The organism is Halotia branconii CENA392 (assembly GCF_029953635.1).
In the GTDB taxonomy this organism is placed as follows: domain Bacteria; phylum Cyanobacteriota; class Cyanobacteriia; order Cyanobacteriales; family Nostocaceae; genus Halotia; species Halotia branconii.
Window position 1 is genome coordinate 3,471,185 of sequence record NZ_CP124543.1, and the last position, 16,280, is coordinate 3,487,464.

The 16,280-nt window shown below is 42.7% G+C and carries 13 protein-coding genes and 1 pseudogene; 7 read left to right on the plus strand and 7 right to left on the minus strand.

What is annotated here, in order from left to right:
- Positions 1 to 649 precede the first annotated feature (649 nt).
- The 3 genes from QI031_RS15170 to QI031_RS15180 all read right to left on the minus strand — a co-directional run bounded on the left by QI031_RS15170 (position 650) and on the right by QI031_RS15180 (position 4,000).
- Complete coding sequence (locus tag QI031_RS15170) at positions 650 to 1,837, minus strand: efflux RND transporter periplasmic adaptor subunit (protein ID WP_281480515.1); 1,188 nt, start codon at positions 1,835 to 1,837, stop codon at positions 650 to 652.
- Positions 1,838 to 1,978: 141 nt separating this feature from the next.
- Positions 1,979 to 2,533: a ribosome maturation factor RimM gene (gene rimM / locus QI031_RS15175; protein ID WP_281480516.1), complete on the minus strand. Its 555-nt coding sequence runs from the start codon at positions 2,531 to 2,533 to the stop codon at positions 1,979 to 1,981.
- 183 nt (positions 2,534 to 2,716) lie between these two features.
- Entirely contained in the window at positions 2,717 to 4,000 is a 1,284-nt protein-coding gene (locus tag QI031_RS15180; RefSeq protein WP_281480517.1) for a valine--pyruvate transaminase, read from the minus strand.
- Positions 4,001 to 4,237: 237 nt separating this feature from the next.
- On the opposite strand from QI031_RS15180, the gene QI031_RS15185 reads away from it, so the two are divergent.
- Complete coding sequence (locus QI031_RS15185) at positions 4,238 to 5,347, plus strand: S-(hydroxymethyl)glutathione dehydrogenase/class III alcohol dehydrogenase (protein ID WP_281480518.1); 1,110 nt, start codon at positions 4,238 to 4,240, stop codon at positions 5,345 to 5,347.
- A 283-nt stretch (positions 5,348 to 5,630) separates the two neighbouring features.
- Positions 5,631 to 6,257 carry a hypothetical protein gene (locus tag QI031_RS15190; RefSeq protein ID WP_281480519.1) on the plus strand — a complete coding sequence of 209 codons (627 nt, stop codon included), beginning with the start codon at positions 5,631 to 5,633 and terminating at the stop codon, positions 6,255 to 6,257.
- 70 nt (positions 6,258 to 6,327) lie between these two features.
- Here QI031_RS15190 and QI031_RS15195 read toward each other — a convergent pair whose 3' ends face one another.
- The 3 genes from QI031_RS15195 to purL all read right to left on the minus strand — a co-directional run bounded on the left by QI031_RS15195 (position 6,328) and on the right by purL (position 11,181).
- On the minus strand, positions 6,328 to 6,894 hold the full coding sequence (locus tag QI031_RS15195) for a Uma2 family endonuclease (protein WP_281480520.1): 567 nt from the start codon (positions 6,892 to 6,894) through the stop codon (positions 6,328 to 6,330).
- 158 nt (positions 6,895 to 7,052) lie between these two features.
- Positions 7,053 to 8,555: an amidophosphoribosyltransferase gene (purF, locus tag QI031_RS15200; RefSeq protein ID WP_281480521.1), complete on the minus strand. Its 1,503-nt coding sequence runs from the start codon at positions 8,553 to 8,555 to the stop codon at positions 7,053 to 7,055.
- A 268-nt stretch (positions 8,556 to 8,823) separates the two neighbouring features.
- Positions 8,824 to 11,181: a phosphoribosylformylglycinamidine synthase subunit PurL gene (gene purL / locus QI031_RS15205; RefSeq protein ID WP_281480522.1), complete on the minus strand. Its 2,358-nt coding sequence runs from the start codon at positions 11,179 to 11,181 to the stop codon at positions 8,824 to 8,826.
- Between the two features lie 112 nt (positions 11,182 to 11,293).
- On the opposite strand from purL, the pseudogene QI031_RS15210 reads away from it, so the two are divergent.
- Positions 11,294 to 11,698 (plus strand): annotated as a pseudogene (locus QI031_RS15210) (RNA-guided endonuclease InsQ/TnpB family protein); the annotation flags it as partial.
- A gap of 110 nt (positions 11,699 to 11,808) precedes the next feature.
- Here QI031_RS15210 and QI031_RS15215 read toward each other — a convergent pair.
- Positions 11,809 to 12,105: a ferredoxin gene (locus QI031_RS15215; protein ID WP_281480523.1), complete on the minus strand. Its 297-nt coding sequence runs from the start codon at positions 12,103 to 12,105 to the stop codon at positions 11,809 to 11,811.
- A 412-nt stretch (positions 12,106 to 12,517) separates the two neighbouring features.
- Here QI031_RS15215 and QI031_RS15220 point away from each other — a divergent pair, with 412 nt between their 5' ends.
- The 4 genes from QI031_RS15220 (at position 12,518) to mltA (ending at position 16,159) form a co-directional block, all read left to right on the plus strand.
- On the plus strand, positions 12,518 to 13,534 hold the full coding sequence (locus tag QI031_RS15220; RefSeq protein WP_281480524.1) for a Gfo/Idh/MocA family protein: 1,017 nt from the start codon (positions 12,518 to 12,520) through the stop codon (positions 13,532 to 13,534).
- Positions 13,534 to 14,307 (plus strand): type I methionyl aminopeptidase, encoded by a 774-nt coding sequence (gene map, locus QI031_RS15225; protein ID WP_281480525.1) that lies wholly within the window; start codon positions 13,534 to 13,536, stop codon positions 14,305 to 14,307. Before QI031_RS15220 ends, map begins: the two co-directional genes overlap by 1 nt.
- Before the next feature lie 358 nt (positions 14,308 to 14,665).
- Positions 14,666 to 14,920, plus strand: a complete 255-nt coding sequence (locus tag QI031_RS15230) for a hypothetical protein (protein ID WP_214438099.1) — start codon at positions 14,666 to 14,668, stop codon at positions 14,918 to 14,920.
- A gap of 3 nt (positions 14,921 to 14,923) precedes the next feature.
- Complete coding sequence (gene mltA, locus QI031_RS15235; protein ID WP_281486039.1) at positions 14,924 to 16,159, plus strand: murein transglycosylase A; 1,236 nt, start codon at positions 14,924 to 14,926, stop codon at positions 16,157 to 16,159.
- Positions 16,160 to 16,280 lie beyond the last annotated feature (121 nt).

A 16,280-nucleotide genomic window follows, 5' to 3' on the forward strand; every position in this document is an offset into this window, starting at 1 on the left:
AGAGTGAACAAAATTCTAAATTAAAGAACTTCTGAAAACTAGTAGATTGATGTTCTAATGGGGAATGTTCGAGTTCCGAAGGGGAATATTCGAGTTCCGAAGGATAATGTTCGAGTTCCGAAAGAGAATGTTCAAGTTCCGCAGGATAATGTTCGAGTTCCGAAGGAGAATGTCCGAGTTCCGAAGGAGAATGTTCGAGTTCTGAAGAAGAGTATTCGAGTTCCGCAGGAGAATGTTCGAGTTCTAAACATGGAAATTGGGGTTTGTAACTGGAAACTTGAAAGTTTGAAAATAAACTTTGATTTCCCATACCCTAAACTTGATACTCTATAGCGGTTTTCTGATGAAGAAAATACACCTTTCTAGCCTCTAGAGACTGTTTTCAAACCCAAAATAGAACTTATAGTAGGTTGGGTTAAGCATAGCGCAACCCAACATTTACGTTGCTTTGTTGGGTTTTCTTACGTCAACCCAACCTACAGTTCTACTTGATACTCTACAGCGGTTTTCTGATGAAGAAAATACACCTCTCTAGCCTCTAGCCCCTAGTTCCTAGCCCCTTTTTCTGAATGGAGTGTATTGCACACAACCCAAAAGCGCTATAATTTCACATATTTTCTTTTCCTTTCCTTATCTATAGATTTTTTCCTCAAATCTTAATCTTCACTCTTACCTGCATCCCCGTCAAAGCTGCCACCTTAGGGCTATCTTGAGAATCAATGCGGATTTTTACTTCTACTACCCGCGCATTTACATCGTTAGTAGGATTATTTTGGTCTTGACTAAGGCGGGTTTTACCGATTTGTAAACCAATTTGATCGACTTTTCCTCGTAGTTCGCCACTAAAGCCGCCGTATTCGCTGGTAATAATGGCTGGTTGTCCTAGCTTCACTTTGACGATATCAGTTTCGTAGACTTCAGCGATCGCATACATTTGTTTTGTTTGTCCTAATTCTGCAATTCCCTCTTGAGTGTTTACTTGTTCACCTACGCGAGTATTGATGCGTAAAATTTGCCCCGCGACAGGAACACGAACTTGAGTATCTTCTAATTGAGCTTTACTTTGTTCTACTTGGATTTGTGCTTGTTGGAGTTCGGCTTTGGCTATCTCTATATCAACTGGACGTACTTCTTGTAAGCTTTTGAGGTTAGCTGTTTCTTTGGTAAGTTGGGCTGCTAATGTCGATGTGGTATTTTCTAATTCGGCTCGATTTTCAGCAATAATAGCTTTGGCTTTTTCAAATTGTTCTTGAGCATCATCTAATTCTGCGCGCTGAATTGCTCCTGCTGCGGCTAAAGTTACATAACGCTGATATTTTAGCTCGGCGTTACGCATTGTTGCTTCGGCTTGAGTGATGGCTGCTTGTCTTTGTTTGGTTTCGGTGCGTAACCTCGCATTTAATTCAGCGATCGCTGCTTTTTGGGCTATAATTTCACTTTGTTTAAAATCTCCTTGTTGAATTTTCCGCAATTGAGCGCTTTTAATGGCAACATTTGCCTGTGCTTGTTTGAGTTGCTGTTCGACTCTATTTTGTCCTTGAAGAATCGCAATGACTTGATTGGCTTGTACAAAGTCACCTTCTTGCACTAAAATCTGGTTAACGCGGCTATCTTGAGCGTTAACTACAGAAATTTTAATTACGTCTCCTTGGGGAACCAATTTTCCCAAAGCCACTACTTGAGAGGAACTAGCAATTTCAGTAGGTGTAGGAGAGTCGCGGGGGTTATTTTGTGCTTGTAGAGAACCGCAAGCTGTACAAGCAATTAGACTAAGAATAGTTGTGTTAGCAATGCAATATTGCACTGTAGTAGATACACCTTGCTGGAACTTAACCATAGTATTGGGTGTAAATTTTTGCTTTTTCTTTTAAATTAAAAAAGTTTCAGAAAATAGCATTGAAAAATTATAATCACGGATTAGCATCCTGTTAGAGAGGACTGAAGTCCTCACTACAAACCTTTAAAATTTAACTAATTATTAAAGTTCTAATAACCCTGGTGGTGGTGTAATTTCAATACGACTAGCTTGTAAGTCTACCACAGGTGCGATCGCCATGACAAAAGGAATCAGAACAGTCTTTTGTTTTTTATCATGAGCAAATGATTCATGCAGCTTTACTTCTAATAAATCATTACCAGCGGGGATAATATCTACAACTGTACCGACAAGTTCCCCAGATTCTTGCATAAAGACTGACAAACCCAACAAATCTATAACGTGATATTCACCTTCATCTAATTTGGGGCGATCGCTTGCTGATACCATTAACTTACAACCGCGCAATTCTTCGGCTTGGTTACAATTTTCCACTCCAGCTAATTTAAGGACATACAAATTTTTGCCATTAATATAACGTCCTGACAATAATTCGATGGGTTGCGGTTCACTCTCGCCAGGACGCAATAGCCAGCGCTTTCCCGGCACTTCAAATCGTTCGGGAAAGTCTGATTGGGGATAAACCCGCACTTCTCCAGATAACCCTTGAGGTGCAACGATTTTACCAATTTCTAGCCAATCATCTAGATTAGTCATTTGTCATTTGTCAGTGGTCAGTTGTCAGTTGTCAGTTGTTATTCTTCTTGCTTCCTCTGCTTCCCCTGCCTCCCCTGCTTCCCCTGCCTCCCCTGCTTCCCCTGCTTCCCCTGCCTCCCCTGCTTCCCCTGCCTCCCCTGCCTCCCCTGCTTCCCCTGCCTCCCCTGCCTCCCCTGCCTCCTTTCACGCCACTTTATAAGACTTTTGATACACTTCTTCTGCTACTTTTGCTAAACGTTGCATTCCAGTAACAATTTCTTCATCACTACCAGTCAGACTGATGCGTAAACATTGGTGTTTATGCTGCCATTCTTCACGTAAACCAGGGAAGAAGGTACTACCGGGTACAACAATTACACCAACTTGTTTGAGTTGCTGATAAAATTCCCAATCAGTAATAGGTAAATCTTGTAGCCACAACCAAGCAAAGATTGCTCCTTCGCCGCGATGGAGGAACCAAGGTAAATCCTTAGACATCGCTGTTTCTAAAGTATTTTCTAGAACAGCAAATTTATTTTGGTAAAAGGGACGGATAACTTGTTCTGCCATTATAGGCAAAGCACCAGAGTTAATTGCCAAAGCTGCAATTGCTTGTCCATAACGTGATGGATGAATGCATAAATTTGTCTGAAAGGACTCTAGCACTTGAATCATCTTTTCATCACCGATGGCAATGCCAATGCGTTCTCCTGGTAATCCCACCTTTGATAAACTCATGCAATGCAAAGTATTATTGCCAAACACTGGTGTCATTTCTGTAAAATTCAATGCTGGGAAAGGAGGCGCATAAGCCGAGTCAACTAATACAGGTACATCGTAAGGTGCGGCTAAGGCAGCAATTTTTTTCACTTCATCGTCGCTGAGAACATTACCAGTGGGATTACAGGGACGAGAGAAGATAACACAACCCGTATTTTCTGAAATCGACAATTGGTTGAAGTCTGGGCGATATTTAAATCTGTGGGCAGTTTCATCAATATCTAGAGTTGGTTTGTAAGCAATTAAAGCTTCTGGAACCAAGCAAACGCCACCGTAACCTGTATAATCGGGACTTAAGGGTAAAACAATTTGTTTGAGTTCGCCGCTATTGGTATAGCCACCAAAGCTATTAGCAGCATAAAAATAAAGGCTTTGGCTACCTGGGGTAATGAGGATATTGCGATCGCTTAAGTTTAACCCATAGCGTTTGTTAAAATCGTTAGCGATCGCTTCAATTAATGGTGTATAGCCTTGACTGGAACCATACCGACAAACAACTTCACCATACTCCGAACTCGCTAGTAGTTCCGCTGTACAATCTCGCCATAACTGCTCTACCTCTGGCAAAATCAACGGGTTGCCGGCACTTAAATTATTCAACTCCTGCCCTGCACCAGCTCTTAGTGTTTCGTTAATATCTTTCATAATCGCTCGCACACCAGTCAAGTTAGACATTTGTGTGCCAATTTGAGTTAGGGCAGGGTTCATAAGCTTTGCAAAAGTAGAAATAACTGAGGGTTGGAAAAATTTATCAGTCTATGGCAACGGTATAGCTATCATCTTTGAGCTATTCCACCTGTAACTAATGTACCAATCTCATGAGAAGATGTAATTTTGTAATTTTACAAGTTAATTTACAGAAAAGTAAGAAAAAGTTTTTGCGATCGCTCCCCGATATAAACTCAGATCAGCCCATTAAGACAACTTTACATAGGAGGGCTGACTGTGGAAGTTAAAGCAGCAGTAGCTTACGGCGCGGGTAAGCCGTTATCTATCGAAACCGTTCAACTAGCAGCACCACAAGCAGGAGAAGTATTGGTTGAAATTAAAGCTGCTGGCGTTTGCCATACCGATGCTTACACTCTTTCTGGTGCAGACCCTGAAGGCTTGTTTCCAGCAATTTTAGGACATGAAGGTGCTGGTATTGTTGTAGAAGTAGGCGCTGATGTAACGAGCGTCAAACCAGGAGATCATGTAATTCCCCTTTATACTCCAGAATGCCGTCAATGCGAATATTGTCTAAGCTTAAAAACTAATCTTTGTCAAGCGATTCGTCTTACCCAAGGACGCGGTGTTATGCCCGATGGTACTAGTCGTTTTAGCATCGGTGGGGAGATGATTCATCATTATATGGGTACATCCACTTTTGCTAACTATACGGTGTTGCCAGAAATTGCCGTAGCTAAAATTCGCCCAGATGCCCCTTTTGAGAAGGTTTGTTACATCGGTTGTGGTGTCACAACAGGCGTTGGTGCAGTGATTAATACAGCGAAAGTAGAACCAGGGGCAAATGTTGTAGTTTTCGGCTTGGGTGGTGTGGGCTTAAATGTCATCCAAGCAGCGCGGATGGTGGGAGCTAATATGATTGTCGGGGTAGATATTAATCCCGATAGACAGGATTTGGCAGAAAAGTTTGGTATGACGCACTTTGTTAATCCTCAAGAAGTAGAGGGTGATTTAGTTGCTTACCTAGTTGATTTAACGAAAGGTGGTGCTGATTACAGTTTTGAATGTATCGGCAATGTCAATGTGATGCGTCAAGCCTTAGAATGCTGTCATAAAGGTTGGGGCGTGAGCGTCATTATTGGTGTGGCTGGTGCTGGGCAAGAAATTAGTACTCGTCCCTTTCAATTAGTCACTGGCCGCGTTTGGAAAGGTTCGGCCTTTGGTGGGGCTAGGGGGCGTACAGATGTACCAAAAATTGTTGATTGGTATATGGAAGGAAAGATCAATATCGATGATTTGATTACCCATGTTATGCCGATTGAGCAGATTAATCATGCTTTTGATTTAATGCACAGAGGCGAATCAATCCGCAGTGTAGTGACATTTTAATGGGCATGGGGCATGGGGTACTTGTACTGAGTTTAGCCTGAGCGTTGGTTGCTGAGTTTCGACTGCGCGGTAGTTGAGCGCAGTCGAAACTACCGCGCAGTCGTAAAGCCTACGGCATAGCTACGCTTAGGGCGCAGCCTTTCGCAGAGAAGGGCGAAGTTGAAGTATTGGGCAGGGACTTTTGTAAATAATTTGCTAAATTGATTGGTCAAGCTAGTTGCAACTCTATTAGAGTGAACAACTAGCATCATCAGTAATAGTTGCACTTAAAAAAGCAAAAAATATGACAAAAATAAGTCTGTTGCCACTCATCGCCGCCACTTTGATTTCTGGCGGTTCTGTTGCCTTGGTTGAAGCCAAACAACCCAAGCGTCCGGTTTTGGTTGCCAAACCAGCAGTTACTCAGGTGAAACCCACACCTGCTCAACCAGTGCAGCTTAAATGGAAGTTATACACTGCTCCAGATGGGCGTTTTACGATTTTGATGCCGGGAAGCCCCCAAAGAAATACTCAATCCCAAAAAACCTATATGGGGGAAATCAACTTAGAAACATTTATCGCTCAACCACCAAAGCAGCAAGTAGCTTATGTAGTTGCTTACAACGACTTTCCATATAGTTACGGTCAAATGGCTAATCCCCAATTAATCTTAAATAATGCACGGGATATGGCTTTAAAGACTACGAAAAGTAATTTAATTAGTCAACGAAATATTCGTAGTTCTAATGGGCATCCAGGGAAAGAAATTGTCTATATCAACTCTGGAGGCAAAATTACTAAAAACAGAATGTATGTTGCCCAAGGACGCTTGTATCAAGTAATGGCTATAACTACTAAAAAGCAGCAAAAAACATTAGCTAAAACCATCACGGGATATTTAAATTCTTTTCAGGTAGTTTTGAAGAAATAAAATAATTTACCCGCCTTGGATTAAAGTCCAAGGCTGATATTCAATTAACTTAAAATTGCTGACTAATATCTTATGTGAATAAAGGTGCGATCGCACAATTAAATTCAGGTAGTATAGGTGAACTCAATTGATCATCCTTGAACAAGGTGGCAACCAACTTTAAAATAGTTTGTTCGCGTCGGTAAACTTCCACCTGTTGCTTGCGCCAGTCTACAATCCAATATTCCTTGACACCCCGTGATGAATAAAGCTTAAGTTTTAATTCCCTATCCCGTTTTTCATTTTCACTACCGAGAGATAGCACCTCTATCACTAATTCCGGTGCAGCAGTTAAATGTCCAGCCTCGTCTAATAATAGGGCTAGCCTTTCATTACTAATCCAGACAACATCGGGTATAACATTGTCATTATCGCCAAAAATAATGCCAGGAGCAGTTACAACTTCTCCCAACTCAGTGGTTTGTGACCAATTATCTAAAACAGTACTAATTCTGACGCAAGTTTTTTGATGCTTCCAGTGAGGCGCTCTAGTCACAAACAATTCCCCGTCAATAATTTCATAGCGGTTCCCGTTATCTGGAAACAATTCCAAATCGGCAGTATTCCAGCGCAGTTTCTCACTTGTCGGCTGGTTCATAAATTATCTCTGTGATGGGATTTATCAATTTTAACTTGTGTGTAGGGCATGGGGCATTGGGCATGGGGCATGGGGCATTGGGGAAAGAACTGTCTTTTTGTCTTCCCCTGCCTCCCCTGCCTCCCCTGCTTCTTTCCTAGTCCCTAGCCCCTCTTTATTTAAACCACTACCTTTTCTAATATCAACTTAGAGCGCTTCACATACTCAGGAATAGTCACAGGATAATCTCCAGTGAAGCAAGCAGAACAGAAACTGTTGGTGTCTTCGCCTGTTGCTTGTAGCATTCCTTCCCAACTGAGATAAGCAAGGCTGTCTACTTCTAATTGCTGGGCAATTTCTTCTACTGATTTTGTCGCAGCAATTAGTTGATCTTGAGAATCGGTATCAATACCATAAAAACAGGGATGAGTCACAGGTGGAGAAGAAATTCGCATGTGTACTTCGACTGCACCCGCCTCACGCAAGGTTTTGACTAATTTACGGCTAGTAGTACCTCTAACAATCGAGTCATCAACGATAATTACTCGTTTACCTGCTAGCACATCTTTGAGGGGGTTAAGTTTCATGCGAATCCCTGACTCGCGCATGGTTTGGGTTGGCTGAATGAAGGTGCGCCCCACGTAGCGATTTTTAATCAAGCCTTCAGCGTATGCAACACCAGAAGCTTGAGAAAATCCAATGGCCGCAGGTATACCAGAATCAGGAACACCAAAGACAATATCAGCATCTACAAGAGATTCTTGAGCTAGTTGCCGTCCTAACCGCATTCGGTAACTATATAAGCTCTCGTTATGCATAACGCTATCAGGACGGGCAAAGTAAATCATTTCAAAGATACACAACTTACGCTGCGGCTTTTGACTCCAATGATAAGAAGCCATACCTTCTTCAGTAATCCAAACTAATTCTCCTGGTTCCACATCTCGGAGGTATTCAGCCCCAATAATGTCTAAACCACATGTTTCGGAAGCTAAGACGTAGCGGACTGGATTACCCTCTAAAGTACCAATGACCAGTGGGCGAATGCCGTTAGGGTCACGCACACCCATTACACCATCGGCAGTGCCAATAACTAAACTAAAAGCTCCTTGACAGCGATGAAAAGCCTGAATACAACCTTCTAACCATTCTGCACCAGCATTGATTGCTTCTGCGATCGCAAAGGCAATCATTTCTGAGTCTGTTGATGTAACTAAGTTAAATTTACTCTGGAGTAATTCTTCTCGTAGTTGCACAGTATTGACTAAATTGCCATTATGTGCCAGAGCTAATGAACCTAGGCGACTTTCGACTACAGCAGGTTGAGCATTAGCCTTACGGCTAGAACCGGTAGTGGAATAACGAGTATGACCAACTGCTAGACTACCCGGTAATTTATCCAAAATAGATTCATTAAAGACCTGAGACACCAAGCCCATATCTTTATGCAGGTGTACTTGCGTACCCTCAAAGGTAGCAATGCCAGCTGATTCTTGACCTCGATGTTGGAGGGCGTACAATCCAAAGTAAGTCAGTTTAGCAACCTTTTCTTCTGGTGCATAAATACCAAAAACACCGCAAGCTTCTTCTGGCTTGTCAGGACGATTGTCAGGACTATTCATGGAGTCATTATTAGTCTGGTGGGGATATGCATCCAAAGTATTGGTATGGACGGGGATCATGCTGGCTTTGCTCCTGGTGGTGGGGTCAAGTCACTCGGATTATGTCTATGGATAGTGGCAGAGTTCTTAACAAATCTTTAACCATCTATTAAAACAGTAGCGTAATTCTGCTCATCTATACTAACAATCCAGGGGGAGGGGATGGGGGAGAAAGGGCAGGGGAGGCAGGGGAAGCAGGGGGAGAATTTCTGAATTAAGTACGGATTGCACACGTTACATTAACAGCAAATCAGTACTTGGTTTTTGATTATTTAATTTTTGCAGTTCTTTAGCTAGCATTACTGGTGTGAATAGTTAAACGTCTAGCGATCGCCTGTAAATAACGATCTTTCATATCTTCAATTTTAACGTTGATTAAGCTTTGATTATCAGTGGTTAAAACCCCCAAGCCTTGATCGGAATTTTCAACTTTACCTAGTTTTTGCCACTCTTGTCCTAAATGTTTCTGTAAATAGGATTCCCAAATTTCTTGTTGGTTTGATGATACAGAAACTAAAATTCTCGCCCCACCTTCGCCAAATAGCACCTCATCGAGTCGTTCTAACTGACTTTCTGGTACTTCTAGATTAATTTTTGCACCGAGGTTGCTAGTAAGACAACATTCTGCTAAGGCAATAACTACTCCCCCCTCAGCACAATCATGGGCTGAACCTATCCAACCCGCACGAATCCCTTCACGGCAAACTTGCTGTACACGACGTTCCAAGTCAAAATCTATCCGTGGTGGTCTGCCGGCAACAGTGCCGTGGATGGTGGCTAAATATTCAGATGCTCCTAAACTAATTTTCGATGTTATTGGCAATCCCAGAAGATAAATGACATCACCTGCTTGTTGCCAACCTTGACCACAAATTTTGCTGATATCGGGAATCAACCCCACCATCCCTACAACAGGGGTCGGATAGATTGGTTGTGGGTTGCCTTGAGAATCGAGAGTTTCATTGTATAGAGAAACATTCCCGCCAGTTACTGGTGTTGCAAATTCTCGACATCCCTCAGCTAAACCCCGACAAGCTTCTGCTAATTGCCAATAACCAATGGGTTTTTCGGGACTGCCAAAATTAAGGTTATCTGTCACCGCTAGAGGTTCTGCACCCACACAGCTAAGATTGCGTGCTGCTTCTGCTACTACTGCCTTAGCTCCCTCGTAGGGATCAAGGTAAACATAACGGGGATTGCAATCTACAGTAGCTGCTACCCCTTTATTGCTTTTGAGAGTTGTAGATGGTTCTAGAGGACGTAACCGCACCACAGCAGCATCAGCACCACCTGGTAAGATTACGGTATTATTTTGGACTTGATGGTCATACTGACGATATACCCAGTTTTTAGAAGCGATCGTCGGTGTATCAAGCAAAGTTAAGAGAATATCATTCCAGGTTTTGAGATTTTCTGAGATTTCAATACCCGCGATCGCACAAGCAGGTAAACAATCAGATTGCCATTCCCAAGCTTGACGTGCATACTCTGGTGGTTCTGTCAATAATTCTCGATGATAAAGCGGGGTATTTTCTGCCAGCGCCTCAGCAGGAATTTCTGCGGCGATTCCACCCTCAAACAAAATCCGTACGATGGGTTCAGCAATCACCGTCCCTGCCACAACGGCATGAAGTCCCCAACGATGAAAGATATCGATTAGCTCCTGTTCACGTCCTTTATGAGCAACGAATAGCATTCGTTCTTGAGATTCTGAAAGTAAGTATTCATAGGGAAGCATCCCCAATTCTCGCACGGGAATTTTATCTAAATCCAGTTCAATCCCCACATCGCCTTTAGCTGCCATTTCTGATGTCGAACAAGTGATACCTGCTGCTCCCATATCCTGCGCGGCGACAACTGCACCTGTTTTAAATGCTTCCAAGCAAGCTTCAATCAATGATTTTTCTAAGAAGGGATCGCCTACTTGCACAGCAGGACGGTCATCTATTGAGCGATCGCTCAATTCGGCACTGGCAAAACTTGCTCCTCCCATACCATCGCGTCCAGTAGTAGAACCGACATACAGAACAGGATTACCTAAGCCAGATGCCCCAGATTTGACAATTTCTGACGTTTCCATTAAACCTAGTGCCATCACGTTCACTAGGGGATTCCCAGAATAAGCTGAATCAAAATAAACTTCGCCACCAACTGTGGGTACTCCTACACAGTTACCATAGTGACTGATACCAGCTACCACGCCACTAAATAGTCTTTGGGTTTTAGCATCTTCTAAAGAACCAAAACGCAGGGAGTTTAATAAAGCAATGGGACGCGCCCCCATTGTAAAGATATCTCTGAGAATACCTCCTACTCCAGTAGCTGCCCCTTGAAAAGGTTCGACAGCTGAAGGGTGGTTATGAGACTCAATTTTAAATGCTAGTTGTAATCCATCACCTAAGTCTACAACACCAGCATTTTCACCCGGCCCAACCAGAATCCGGGGGCCGGTAGTAGGAAATTGTTTGAGTAGAGGTCGTGAATTTTTATAACAGCAATGTTCAGACCACATGACGCCGAACATTCCTAGTTCAGCTTTATTCGGATGACGACCTAGCCGTCGTACAATTTCTGCATATTCTTCTGGCTTGAGACCTTCAGCAGCAATTTGTTGGGGGGAAAAGGGATCTCTTGAGGTAGCGGTCATGGAAGTAATGCACCAAAGGGACAGAGGATTATTTTATCGATTTACTTGCCCTGTAGGTGCAATTCTAGAAATGCAGATAACTTTTGTTTGGATATTTTTCTAGTTGTTTGGGCTAAAGCAACTAGAAAAGCGGCATAAAAAAGTTGCTGATAGACGCAAAGATTTTCACTTTAAAACCGCTAAAAACTTACTGAAAAAATATGATGTAATTGCTCATGAAGATTTCAACATTAAGGGACTTTCGAGGTCTAGACTTTCAAAATCTGTACATGATGCGGGGTGGGGTAACTTCTGATCAATGCTGACAAACAAAGCCGAAAATGCTGGTTTGTTGGTAATACCCGTTAAAGCATCTGGTACAACTCAGGAATGTTCTAATTGTGGCGATAAACTCCCTAAAAAGTTGCATGAACGATGGCATAGATGCGAGTGTGGGTGTTCTTTGGGACGCAACCATAATGCTGCCATCGTCATCAAAAATAGGTCGATGAGTATCTCGACCTTAAAGCTCAGTTAATGTCCGATGGGATACCGGGAGTCTCTGAGAAGCCCACACCTACAGCTTGCTGAGGTGTGGGAGTATGTTACTAACTCTGACAAGAAGTTTAGACCTAAAAAGCCTAGCTTTTAGTAGAGATCTTCTTCCTTGTGAGTTTCAATTACTACATCAGAGGTTGGATAGGCAACACAGGTCAACACATATCCAGCTTCAATTTGATCGTCATCTAAAAATGATTGATCTCCCTGGTCAACAGTACCCGACACTAATTTACCAGCACAGGTCGAGCAAGCACCAGCACGGCAAGAGTAGGGTAAATCCATTCCCTGTTCTTCGGCAACGTCTAAAATATATTCATCTTCAGGAACTTCAATGTCAGTTTTGTTTCCTTCAGCATCGACTAATGTCACTTTGTAAGCGGCCATTTTAGTAATCCTCTCTTTTGCAAACGGCAGTATTAAGTTATCTTAAAGCAAAGCCCACGGCTGCTCTAATGTCAGTCGTTGGTTCAAATTCACTTCAATTCTGATACTACGAGAAAAATTAAACGATGTAACTGGAAATTGACCGCGATTAGTAATGAAATTTAGTTATTAGATAAACATAAGTTTATTTTATGTATTTCACGAACTAATAGCACTGTTATCAGAAAAAACTATACCCTTGGAGCAGGCAACAGGGAATAGGGAACAGGCAACAGTGGTGAAATCCTTCTTGAATACTGGGTTACAAGCCCCAAACCGCCACGCTTCGTTCATGGAGATTTCCCTGTTTCCTTTTAAAAAACAATGTGAATTTTTCTAGAGTTCATGTTGTCAAAAACATAACTGTGAAATCATGTATAATTCAGAAGCAGCTAGGAAAACAGCAACAGTGCGCGTAGGCTTGGTTGGAACTGGATATGCAGCAAAACTACGAGCAGAGGCATTAGCCCATGATGAGCGATCGCAGCTAGTAGCAATTGCTGGTCATACAATAGAAACAACAGCAGCCTTTGCTAAAGAATACCAAACCACAGCATTGAGTTCTTGGCAACAGTTAGTAGAACGTGATGATGTGGATTTGGTGGTAATATCCACAATTAATCGTGATCATGGAGCGATCGCTCGTGCAGCCCTTTATCAAGGTAAACACGTAGTTGTAGAATATCCCTTATCTTTTGATGTCAAAGAAGCAGAAGAACTAATTACCTTAGCTAAAGCTCAAAATAAACTTTTACACGTCGAACATATAGAACTATTAGGTGGCTTACATCAAGCTTTAAAGCAGCACTTAGCTAAAATTGGCGATATATTTTATGTCCGCTACAGTACTATCAAACCCCAAAATCCTGCACCCCGGAAGTGGACTTATAATCATGAGCTTTTTGGTTTTCCCTTAATTGGTGCTATTTCTCGACTACATCGTCTCACCGATTTGTTTGGTAAGGTGCTGACAGTCAACTGTCATCAACGATACTGGGAAACAGAACCGGAATATTATCAAACCTGTTTCTGTACTAGTGAACTTTGCTTTAATAATGGACTTTTAGCACAGGTAATTTACGGCAAAGGTGAGACTATTTGGCAATCAGAACGGAAGTTTGAAGTTCACGGTGAACAGGGTGGTTTAATTTTTGATAGTGAGGCAGGATATTTTATCCAAGCAGGAAAAACAACACCGATAGAAATTAGTACTCGTCGGGGTTTATTTGCTAAAGATACAACTATGGTGTTAGATCATCTTTTTGATGGTGCTTCTTTGTACGTCACCCCAGAAGAGAGTTTGTATACTTTAAAGGTTGCTGATGCCGCACAAAGAGCTGCACAGACAGGGTTAACTATATTTATGGGCGATAATTTAGATCAGAGTTAATGAAAACCGAACCAATTGTTATTTTATCTACAAGAGAACTAGACAAAATGCGTCAGGCAGGACGCTTGGCTGCCAAACTTTTACAGTATCTCGAACCTTTAGTCAAGCCTGGGATTAGCACTCTGCAACTGAACAATGCAGCCGAACAGTGGACGCAAGCACATAAGGCCAAAAGCGCACCTCTTGGCTATAAAGGCTTTCCCAAATCGATTTGCACGAGTGTTAACGAGGTAGTCTGTCATGGTATTCCTAATGCTAAGCAGGTCTTGAAAGATGGTGACATTATCAACATTGATGTCACGCCAATTGTTGATGGCTACCACGGCGATACATCCAAGACATTTCTTGTTGGTACTCCTTCTTTCAAAGCGAAAAAGTTGGTTGAGGTGACTGAGAAATGTCTTTACTTGGGTATTGCTGAGGTCAAACCAGGGGGACGGATTGGAGATATTGGTGCAGCTATTCAAGAATATGCTGAAGCACAAGGCTTTTCTGTAGTTCGGGATTTTGTCGGACACGGCGTTAGTAATATTTTCCACACTGCGCCAGATATTCCTCACTATGGTATCCGCGACAAAGGCAAGCGCCTCAGACCAGGAATGGTTTTTACCATTGAACCGATGATTAATGAAGGCACTTACGAAGTTGAAGTGTTAAATGATGGTTGGACTGCTGTTACACGCGATCGCTTGCTTTCGGCTCAATTTGAGCATACCCTAGCTGTTACAGCAGATGGCGTAGAAATTCTGACTTTACCAGAAGATGGTAATTAGACCAGTTTTCTTAAAGATGAAATACACTACTCTAGCCCCTAGCCCTTAGTACTCTGTCACAGCAACTTTGCTGGGTTAATGTGAAAAAGTCCAGTTCTTTTCTCCACCTGCTCCCCCTGCTTCCCCTGCCTGCCTCCACCTGTCATTTTTGGGTTGACAGAGTACTAGCCCCTAGCCCCTTTTTCATATAAAAATTTGCTGGGAACTGGTGAAAGCATTGGCCGTCTAGAGTCAAAGTAACCATGAGTTATAAATTGAAAACTCTCCCAAGCTGATCTTGCTCCCGTATGCTTACCCTTTTCATTTTGGGGTGACGCGGTTAACAATAGGTTGAACATGTTTTAAATGATTCAATCTTATGCCTAGAACTCCCAATGAATACTCTGTATTCCTCCTCTTGGAAAGTGGTCATCGTGAAGAAATCCGTTTTCCGACAATTCAGGAATTTCAGAAATGGTATAGTGGCGAACTTGTACCCAAGTCTGCTTCTAACGACTTTATTAGCGTACCGATCAAGAATATTCAAGGAGAGTATATGGTTATACGTCCTTCTCGAATTGTGGCAATCCGAGTAGAACCAGTTTTTAGCTCTAGTGTTGAAAGATTCAACTAAATGATGAGAAAAACCCTTGCTCTAGTTTCCTTAAGTCTGGGTATTACCCTTGTAAATACACTCTGGTCGGCTGTTGCTCAGGTTCCTTTACCGTTGCCAGTACCGACAATTAAGCCTGAAATACCGCAGCCACCACAGCCACCGCTGAAACCTCTAAACCTGGGAACAGGTTGTACGCCTATATATGCCTGTTTAGGTTGGGATGAGCAAATTTGGGGTCAAAGGGGTAAACCCGGCGATCGCCGGGCTTTGTTGGCTGCGATTGACAACAGTCTAGGTTATTTGACAAAAAGTAGTGCGATCGCAGCGTATCAAAACTATCCTGTCAAAGGAGTTACTCTTGATCGGGTGCGGCAAAGTTTGATACGTTTCCGGCAACTAGTTGTCAGTTCTAAATCTCCAGCCCAACTGCAAGCTGCTGTGCGTCGAGAGTTTGTTTTTTACAAATCTGTAGGTAACGATGGCAAGGGTACTGTTAAGTTTACTGCTTACTACGAACCTATTTATACTGCTAGCCGCGTAAAAACTTCAGTATATAAATATCCTCTTTATCGGCTCCCGCCAGACTTTGAGCAATGGCCTAAACCCCATCCCAAACGCATTGATTTGGAAGGGACAGATGGCTTACTAGGTGATAAGAGCCAATTGCGCGGTTTAGAAATACTCTGGTTCCGCGATCGCCTAGACGCATACATGGTACAAATCCAAGGTTCTGCCCAAATTCAGTTAACTGATGGCAAAAAAACATCCATTGGCTATGCTGGTGGCACAGATTACCCCTGGACTAGTATCGGCAAAGAACTAGCAAAAGATGGCAAAATCCCCTTAGCACAATTGACAATGCCACGTTTGATTAGTTACTTTCAACAACAGCCCCAAGAGTTGAGTAACTATCTACCGCGTTGGGAAAGGTTTGTCTTCTTTAAAGAAACTAGCGGTAGACAAGCTACTGGTAGTATTAACGTGCCAGTCACACCAGAGCGTTCTATTGCCACAGATAAGTCTGTTATGCCTCCAGGTGCGTTAGCGCTGGTTTATACTTCATTTCCCTATCCTGCCAGTGCGGGACGATTGGAGTATCGGACTGTGAGTCGTTTTGTACTCGATCAAGATACAGGTAGTGCTATTAAAGGCCCAGGACGAGTAGATTATTTTATGGGTTCTGGTAAGATTGCAGGCGATCGCGCCGGCATCACAGGCGGTAATGGTTCACTGTATTATTTACTACTCAAAAAATAGTTAATAATGGTCAAAAGAGGCAGGGGAGCAGGGGGCAGGGAGCAAGGGAGAAAGCAACAGACGGAGCTTGTTACTCCGCCCCAGCAAGAGCGCCCTAAAAGGGGGGGCTTTATACCCATGT

Excerpts from the sequence above, each read along its gene's own strand:
- QI031_RS15170 (WP_281480515.1), bottom strand. The coding sequence starts at position 1,837 with ATGGTTAAGTTCCAGCAAGGTGTATCTACTACAGTGCAATATTGCATT.
- rimM (WP_281480516.1), bottom strand. The coding sequence starts at position 2,533 with ATGACTAATCTAGATGATTGGCTAGAAATTGGTAAAATCGTTGCACCT.
- QI031_RS15180 (WP_281480517.1), bottom strand. The coding sequence starts at position 4,000 with ATGAACCCTGCCCTAACTCAAATTGGCACACAAATGTCTAACTTGACT.
- QI031_RS15190 (WP_281480519.1), top strand. The coding sequence starts at position 5,631 with ATGACAAAAATAAGTCTGTTGCCACTCATCGCCGCCACTTTGATTTCT.
- QI031_RS15195 (WP_281480520.1), bottom strand. The coding sequence starts at position 6,894 with ATGAACCAGCCGACAAGTGAGAAACTGCGCTGGAATACTGCCGATTTG.
- purF (WP_281480521.1), bottom strand. The coding sequence starts at position 8,555 with ATGATCCCCGTCCATACCAATACTTTGGATGCATATCCCCACCAGACT.
- purL (WP_281480522.1), bottom strand. The coding sequence starts at position 11,181 with ATGACCGCTACCTCAAGAGATCCCTTTTCCCCCCAACAAATTGCTGCT.
- QI031_RS15215 (WP_281480523.1), bottom strand. The coding sequence starts at position 12,105 with ATGGCCGCTTACAAAGTGACATTAGTCGATGCTGAAGGAAACAAAACT.
- QI031_RS15220 (WP_281480524.1), top strand. The coding sequence starts at position 12,518 with ATGTATAATTCAGAAGCAGCTAGGAAAACAGCAACAGTGCGCGTAGGC.
- map (WP_281480525.1), top strand. The coding sequence starts at position 13,534 with ATGAAAACCGAACCAATTGTTATTTTATCTACAAGAGAACTAGACAAA.
- QI031_RS15230 (WP_214438099.1), top strand. The coding sequence starts at position 14,666 with ATGCCTAGAACTCCCAATGAATACTCTGTATTCCTCCTCTTGGAAAGT.
- mltA (WP_281486039.1), top strand. The coding sequence starts at position 14,924 with ATGAGAAAAACCCTTGCTCTAGTTTCCTTAAGTCTGGGTATTACCCTT.